9 protein-coding genes are annotated in these 7,220 nt (G+C 48.6%); 2 read left to right on the forward strand and 7 right to left on the reverse strand.

The window, feature by feature from the left end; all coding sequences use genetic code 11:
• Nucleotides 1–1,024 (forward strand): small ribosomal subunit biogenesis GTPase RsgA (rsgA, locus tag NZ772_10350; protein ID MCS6813951.1); only part of this gene is annotated, 1,024 nt, incomplete at its 5' end.
• 49 nt (nucleotides 1,025–1,073) lie between these two features.
• On the opposite strand, the gene mltG is transcribed toward rsgA, so the two are convergent.
• Nucleotides 1,074–2,150 (reverse strand): endolytic transglycosylase MltG, encoded by a 1,077-nt coding sequence (gene mltG, locus NZ772_10355; protein ID MCS6813952.1) that lies wholly within the window; start codon nucleotides 2,148–2,150, stop codon nucleotides 1,074–1,076.
• A 699-nt stretch (nucleotides 2,151–2,849) separates the two neighbouring features.
• Nucleotides 2,850–3,437 (reverse strand): DUF3727 domain-containing protein, encoded by a 588-nt coding sequence (locus NZ772_10360; protein ID MCS6813953.1) that lies wholly within the window; start codon nucleotides 3,435–3,437, stop codon nucleotides 2,850–2,852.
• Nucleotides 3,438–3,724: 287 nt separating this feature from the next.
• Here NZ772_10360 and NZ772_10365 point away from each other — a divergent pair, with 287 nt between their 5' ends.
• Nucleotides 3,725–5,074, forward strand: coding sequence for an NAD(P)/FAD-dependent oxidoreductase (locus NZ772_10365; protein MCS6813954.1), 1,350 nt, complete (start codon nucleotides 3,725–3,727; stop codon nucleotides 5,072–5,074).
• A gap of 47 nt (nucleotides 5,075–5,121) precedes the next feature.
• Here NZ772_10365 and NZ772_10370 read toward each other — a convergent pair whose 3' ends face one another.
• The 5 genes from NZ772_10370 to NZ772_10390 form a co-directional block, all read right to left on the reverse strand.
• Complete coding sequence (locus NZ772_10370) at nucleotides 5,122–5,784, reverse strand: Na(+)/H(+) antiporter subunit B (GenBank protein MCS6813955.1); 663 nt, start codon at nucleotides 5,782–5,784, stop codon at nucleotides 5,122–5,124.
• Nucleotides 5,781–6,464: a DUF4040 domain-containing protein gene (locus NZ772_10375; GenBank protein ID MCS6813956.1), complete on the reverse strand. Its 684-nt coding sequence runs from the start codon at nucleotides 6,462–6,464 to the stop codon at nucleotides 5,781–5,783. The genes NZ772_10370 and NZ772_10375 overlap by 4 nt, the downstream gene beginning before the upstream one ends.
• Complete coding sequence (locus NZ772_10380) at nucleotides 6,461–6,787, reverse strand: monovalent cation/H(+) antiporter subunit G (protein ID MCS6813957.1); 327 nt, start codon at nucleotides 6,785–6,787, stop codon at nucleotides 6,461–6,463. The genes NZ772_10375 and NZ772_10380 overlap by 4 nt, the downstream gene beginning before the upstream one ends.
• Nucleotides 6,784–7,041: a hypothetical protein gene (locus tag NZ772_10385; protein ID MCS6813958.1), complete on the reverse strand. Its 258-nt coding sequence runs from the start codon at nucleotides 7,039–7,041 to the stop codon at nucleotides 6,784–6,786. Before NZ772_10385 ends, NZ772_10380 begins: the two co-directional genes overlap by 4 nt.
• A 10-nt stretch (nucleotides 7,042–7,051) precedes the next feature.
• Nucleotides 7,052–7,220, reverse strand: a 169-nt coding sequence (locus NZ772_10390) for a cation:proton antiporter (GenBank protein MCS6813959.1), incomplete at its 5' end; no start/stop codon positions are given.

Genomic DNA, 7,220 nt, shown 5'->3' on the forward strand with positions numbered 1-7,220 from the left:
TTTAGCTATCCAGGCCAACTATTACTCGGTTTCTCTCCAGATTCAAAGAGATAGTGCCAGTGAAGCTCTACGAGTGCTATGCACTAAGCGCAGTCGCCTGTGGAAACTTGGTCATCAGGTTATGGTTGGCGATCGGGTAGTTGTAGAAGAAGTAGACTGGAACGGCAGGCGTGGAGTAATTACCGACGTATTACCCCGCAAAACTCAGCTCAATCGTCCACCAGTTGCAAATGCGGATCAAGTTCTGTTGATGTTTGCGCTGGCAGAACCTGACCTCGACCCGTTCCAAGTTACTGAATTCTTAACGGTGATCGCCGCTACTGGCCTAGAGGTTCATCTCTGTCTGAATAAAGCAGATTTGGTGCCTGCTCAACAGCAGCAAGCGTGGTGCGATCGCATCCAAGCTTGGGGATATCACCTTAGTTTAATTAGCCTGCACACCCACTACGGTCTAGATACGTTGCAGAGCTATCTTCAACAAAAGATTACCGTTGTCTCAGGGCCGTCGGGGGTAGGCAAATCTAGCCTTATCAATTACCTTGTCCCAACGGTGAATCAAACTGTTGGTCACGTTTCAGGGAAGTTAGCACGGGGCCGCCACACTACTCGCCACGTTGAGTTATTTCAACTGCCCGGTCAGGGATTTCTAGCAGATAGCCCAGGTTTTAACCGTGCAACATTAGATTGCTCACCCCATGAGTTAGCGCTCCTATTTCCAGAGGCTCAACAGCGTCTGCGTCAGGGAAGTTGCCGATATCACAATTGTTTACATCGAGATGAACCGGGTTGTGTCGTGCGGGGAGACTGGGAGCGCTACAGCTATTACCTCACTCTGTTGGACGGTGTGATTGCTCGTCAAGAGCAATTGAACCAAACCAGTGCACCTGAGTCTTCAGCAAAAGTGAAGACAAAACTAGGAGGTAAACGGTGTTATGAACCAAAGCTTGCGGCCAAGAAATATCGACGTACATCTCGTAAGGCTTCTCAACAAGCGCTGCAAAAGTTTTACCAAGATTTAGATTGAGTGATGTTGAGGGGGAATTGGCCTCAGTATCTAAGTATGGGTGATGATGTTATTGCGATCGTTTGTCAGCATCACGACGATCATGAATAGCTTTCTGAGCAGCCTCGTGTTCTGCCAGGGTGCGGCTGAAAATGTGAGTTCCGTCGTAGCGAGCCACAAAATACAGATAGTCAGTTTCTTCTGGGTATAGAGCAGCTTCTAGACTAGCGATGCCAGGGGCTGCGATTGGTGTTGGTGGCAAGCCAGGATTCAAATATGTGTTATATGGAGAGGGTGTTCGCACTTGGCTAAGGGTCAAAGGTTGGTCTGCTGTTTGGCGCACACCCAGCCCATACTCTACCGTTGGGTCAGCACCCAGGGGAATATTGCGCTTAAGGCGTTGGGTAAATACTCCTGCAATCAACGCTCGCTCTTCTGGCACTACAGCCTCTTTTTCAACGATGCTAGCTAAGGTTACCCACTCTAGCAATGACAGCTTGGTTTGGTCACGGCCCTGGTTATAGAGTGGTAGGGCAACTTGTTCAAAGCGATCAAGCATCCGGCGAATGACATCCTGAGGCGTTAAGCGTTGACTATCGATTTCATAGGTATCTGGATATAGAAAGCCCTCTAGATGTGGAATCTGTTTCGGCAACCAAGGATAGTCGGCTTGGGGAATTTGCCGTACTGCTACTAGGAACTCATCCCGACTAAAAAAACCTTGAGCCTCGAAGTAATCAGCCATTTGCACCAGAGACCAACCTTCTGGGATCGTAAATGAAAGAGTGATAACCTCACCAGCCCAAATCTTGGCAGCGATGGTCTTCATGGACTGGCTAGGAGACAATTCATAGGTGCCAGACTGAAAACCTCCGTTAGGATTCCGTAACCGCATCAACCGTGTCCAGATATTCCATGCTGTTGTTGATCGAATTAATCCTGCTGCCTTGAGATCGTCACCAATTTGCTGAGCTGAGGTACCCATGGGAATTTGGATCTGAACTGTCTTTGCTTGAGGGTCAGACGATTCAAGCACGGGCATCGTTGCCCAACTCCACCAGCGCCAACTTTGCCAACCTGAGAAGGCGATCGTTCCTGATAACAATACCAACAACAGCCAACTGAAAAGCGATTTACCAGGTTTCATGAGCAGGTTAGACCAATGAGCTAGATGCAGTCAATAAGCATAGTGACCGCGCAGACATATACTCGCTTACCCTAGAAATCAAGTTTAGAAATCAAGTTAATATAACTTCTCTTGTTATCAACGCATAACATTCAGACTGCACTTAGACTGCTGACTTGCCGATGGTTCAATTACCCTTAGCAAGGTTCAGTTAACATAGCTAACTCTCATTAGCTAGCTAATTTGGAATAGGTGTAACCAGAATAGTTGTAACCAGTTGATGCTTCCCTAAAATACCTGATGCTGAATGACTATCGCTTGTTTGAAGAAAAGATGCCTATAAAATGACTGACTAAGCATGAATGCAACTTTATCTATCCTAGGTGCTTAACGGTCAAGCCACAAATTCCTAGCCAATGCACCTCATTATCACTATACGGCATTTGACCGCACTGCTAGCGGACATTTGACTAGCATTTCGTTAACCACTGCTGACTACTATCCTGCTCAGCTAAGTAGTGATTATTGATGTCACTTCCCTAATCGCACTGGTTAATGGCACTTGTAGTTGCTTGTAGTCACTTGTCGCCTAGCTAGTCTTTAGCTGTACCGAATGTCAGCCTTGCTAACGGAAGACGCTCTAGCAAAAAGGCAGCACAGGATCGCTCAGACTGCTACTCACAGCATCAAATTCTTCGGCATTGGTTCTGATGTAAGTTCCTAATCTTCATCTAGGTCATCAAAGAGATGGGCTTCTATTATGTCAGAGAGCATAGGTTCAATACGCTCATGTTCTTCTGGCGACAATAACTGGGGTTTGCCGTCAGCGCCTAAACGGGCTGGAATGAAGAAGGGATCAAGGGGAGTGCAAATGCCATATTCTTGGTCTTCAACATAAAAGTTGGCCAATAGCTGCACCCGACTACCCATATCTTCTGTGTCTTCTGCATCTACATCATCTTCATCGTCATCTGGATCGGGCAAGTCTCCCTCTACTGTGAGGATAGCTGCAGTGCGTTTTAGAATCAGATTCTGTTCCTCTAAAACGGCTTTCGCGATCGGAAATAGCCGATCAATGTCAGCATCTTCCTCAACTAAAACGGCTTCCTCATCGTCGTCGTCTCCTGTCCATTGAATGAATTCAACAGGATAATCGACTGGCAGCAACAAGAGATAAGTTTCATTATCGATATCTATTTCCTGTTCGACATAGCATTCTAGTGAGCGTCCGGCAGAATCGCTCAAGGTGATAGTTGGAACATTGTCCTCTTCATAATCTTCCATGTTCTCGTAATTCGATGTGCTCATGCGTTGCTTTCCCTTCACATTTGCCCCCCATACTCTCATGATTTTGCTGTTGTGGATCATGTGAGCTAAGTGATCAATTCTGCGTCCACGATCGGGTTGAGTGGCATGGTTGTAGCCAGTGTTACGTTCGCCAGCCACATTAATCCAGTAAGCTACAGCTAACTTTGCACAATTAAAGCTGCGCAAGTGACCATATCAAGCTGTGCTTAAGCAGGTAACACTAGCCTTAGTTGCAATTTTTTCTAGGTGGAATTCAGTGAGATTACGGAGGCGACCCTATGTCTGACATGGCATTTGGCAGCAATAACCCATTGCACCGTGTAGTAATAGTTGGTGGTGGCTTTGGTGGACTCTATGCTGCCCAATTCTTAAAGCGAACCAATGTTCACATCACTCTGATTGACAGACGCAATTTTCACCTGTTTCAGCCGTTGCTTTATCAGGTTGCTACAGGTACGCTTTCCCCCGCAGATATTGCGTCACCATTGCGGGCAATTCTAAACAATAACCCTAACGCTAACGTGGTTTTAGGTGAAGTTTTGGATGTTGACCCGACCCAAAAGGTTGTGATTCTCAGTGATGCCATTATTCCTTACGATACGCTGGTGCTGGCTACTGGCGTTAGTCATCATTATTTCGGCAATGATCACTGGGCATCGATAGCACCTGGGCTAAAGACCGTTGAGGATGCGCTGGAGATTCGCCGTCGCATTTTTCTAGCATTTGAGGCTGCCGAGCGTGAACCTGATCCAGACAAACGCCGAGCGTGGATGACATTTGTGATTGTAGGGGGTGGCCCAACGGGTGTAGAACTGGCAGGTGCGATCGCAGAACTGGCAGGTAATGTGCTCAAGAAAGATTTTCGTGCCATCGATACGACTAAGAGCACTATTTTGCTGTTGGAGGGTATGGATCGCGTGTTGCCTCCCTATCCGCCTGAGCTTTCTGCCGAGGCAGAGGCATCGCTAACCCACTTGGGGGTGACAGTCCGCACCAAGACTATGGTTACGGACATTGCCAATAATGTGGTGACGGTCAAGCAGGGAGACACTCTTGAACAGATTCGTGCCCGTACAATTCTTTGGGCAGCCGGGGTAAAGGCATCATCCTTGGGGCGGGTATTAGCTCAGCGAACAGGGGTAGAACTTGATCGAGCAGGGCGGGTGATTGTCAATCCGGATTTATCGGTACCCAACTATCCAGACATTTTCGTGATTGGCGATTTAGCTCACTATGCCCACCAGACGGGCAAGCCTCTTCCTGGTGTTGCTCCTGTAGCAATGCAACAAGGTGAGTATGTGGCGAAATTGATCAATCGTCGCCTTGTAGGAGACACATTGCCACCGTTTAAGTATCGCGATTTGGGCAACTTGGCAGTCATTGGGCGCAACAAGGCTGTTGTGGATTTAGGATTTGTTAAGTTTTCAGGGCCGCTAGCTTGGTTAGCGTGGGTATTTGTTCACATTTACTTCCTGATTGAGTTTGATAATAAGCTTATCGTGATGACTCAGTGGGCATGGAATTACTTTACTCGCAACACAGGGGCACGGCTGATTACCGGGGAAGGTACATTACCCTTGGTGGAACCTAGCACGACCGATTGTTCTGTGTCTGAGCGATCGCGGGTAGAGGTTTAATGGTTAGTAGCATGATGGGACTAGTAGGGCATACTAGGAAATCTTTGCTACAGCAACCCTCGGTAGCGAATGAATAGCAGTACTGCCGCCCAGGAACCCAGAGCCACCTTCACCGCCACTAGACTGTTCAAGATAGGTAGGATGCCACCACTGGCCAATGTGCCCATGTCGCCGTGGGGTAGTTCGACCCCGGCCAAGGTGATTACAGCCAGCACAATGAATACAATCACGGAGACTTTTTCTAGAGTAGCGGCGCGCCATTGACGATAAATGGTTTGCATCCACTGCGGAGAGGAGGTAATGGCAATCAGGCCGATCGCTGTGCCCCCTGCAACCCCAGCCGCAAAGCCACCACCAGGACTCAGGTGTCCGCGAATTGCTAGCTCGATGCCTACCAGCGCAGAAATCGTAGCTCCTAGCCGCGCTAGGACGATAGAACCCTGGTCGCTAAACTGGTGGACATGGCTGGTGGGCTGCTCATCAGCAAGCAAAAACTGGGCACCCATGATAGCGATCGTAAACACGATGACCTCAAAAATCGTATCGTAAAGCCGATTGCGAAAAATAATCCCCGATACGGCATTTGGCACACCACTGTCTTGGACGATCGCATCAACGATCGCGGTATCTGATAATGCCACTACAGGATTCACGATCAGCAGCATTTTGAGATAAAACACCAGTCCAGCAATAACATAAACCCATCTCATGGCTGCACCTCCACAGGTTTAGGTAATTCTAAGCTTGCAGGATGTTGATAGACCAAGCAGGTCAAGGACGAGCCTAGCTCTGCCTGGAGAATTGCGTAGAGGCGGCACAAGCGTACAGTTATGGTAGATGAGGGTTTTAATCCAGTGGATGGCTGTGTTAAGCCGTTCGTAATTGATAACTCTACAGTGGATGAGCCTGCGGTCAGTGCGTAGGGCTGGGTAGCGCCAAGTTCGGGGGCATGGGGGTGCGATCGTTGCCAAATTGCGTGAACATCCTTAGCCATTAATGCTTGGTGCAACTGGACTGCATCTGGATAGGGAACGACTTCAACACGCATATGGCGCTTGTCAAAAATTGCTTTCAGGCTATCTAGTAGCTGTGACCGCGGATCTGTGCCGTTCGTGACTTCTTGGTCAACCAGATCACTCTTCAGCATACCTAAGCGGATCACAAGGGACGATCGTACCGCTACGGCATAGAGCATGACCGACAACAATGTTCCCACTAGTGCCTCTGTCAGAGCCACATCAGCCGCCCCAAGAACGGTATACACAAGCACAGAAATTGCCCCTAGAATGCCTCGAATGACCAGAGCATGGTAGGGATTTGCCTGAAAAACTAGCATGGATGCTGTCAAGGGCAACAAAGCGGCAATCAGGTATACGTAGCTGTCTGTCACGATTCTTCCTCCAGTATGTGTGCATCGGGCATTGGTGCATCGAGTTCATCGGGAGGTGATGGACGGCTAACACAGTAGGCCAACACATACCCCAACATCGTGTTCCAGAGGGCTAGGGAAAAAATGGCTAAGAGCAACAGGGGCCATTCCTGCGATCGTCGTAGCAGCAACCCGAAAACGATGCTCATAGAGCCGAGGGTGTCACTTACAGACAAGTTGTGCAGCTTGAATAGCAATGACTTGCGAGTCGGCAGCACAGCGGTGCCCCAAAACCAGAACACTAGCCCTATGCCGATGCAACCATAACTGAGTAGATCAATCATGAGTCAGCCACCCGCTTCAAGATATGTGCTAACAGCATAAACCCAGCATTTCCGACGCTGAAGATAATCACACCAACAACGCCCAGCATCCAGTCATCTCGCATTACGGAAATTAGCAAAATCATCACGGCTGTTTTTGTGGAAACACTGGCAAGCGCCAGCATAGTTTGCCAAATGTCTTCGTCTTTCCAAGCTTCATAGAGGGGAATAAGCAGCGCCACAATCATGGCAATTAAGGCGAAATTGAGAATCATAGGCATCTCCTTAGGGCTTTCTCCGGCGCACATGGTGGACTTCATACCAACCATCGTGGTGATAGCGCAACACAATGGTCTTGGGGGTGAAGGTAATCAAGAAAATATCGAGAAAAATGAGTCCCGGCGATCGCCCCAACCGTGCCCGTTCACAGACGACTACTTCTTGGTCGTGGGGG

The sequence above is a fragment of the Cyanobacteriota bacterium genome, from assembly GCA_025054735.1.
GTDB lineage: Bacteria > Cyanobacteriota > Cyanobacteriia > SKYG9 > SKYG9 > SKYG9.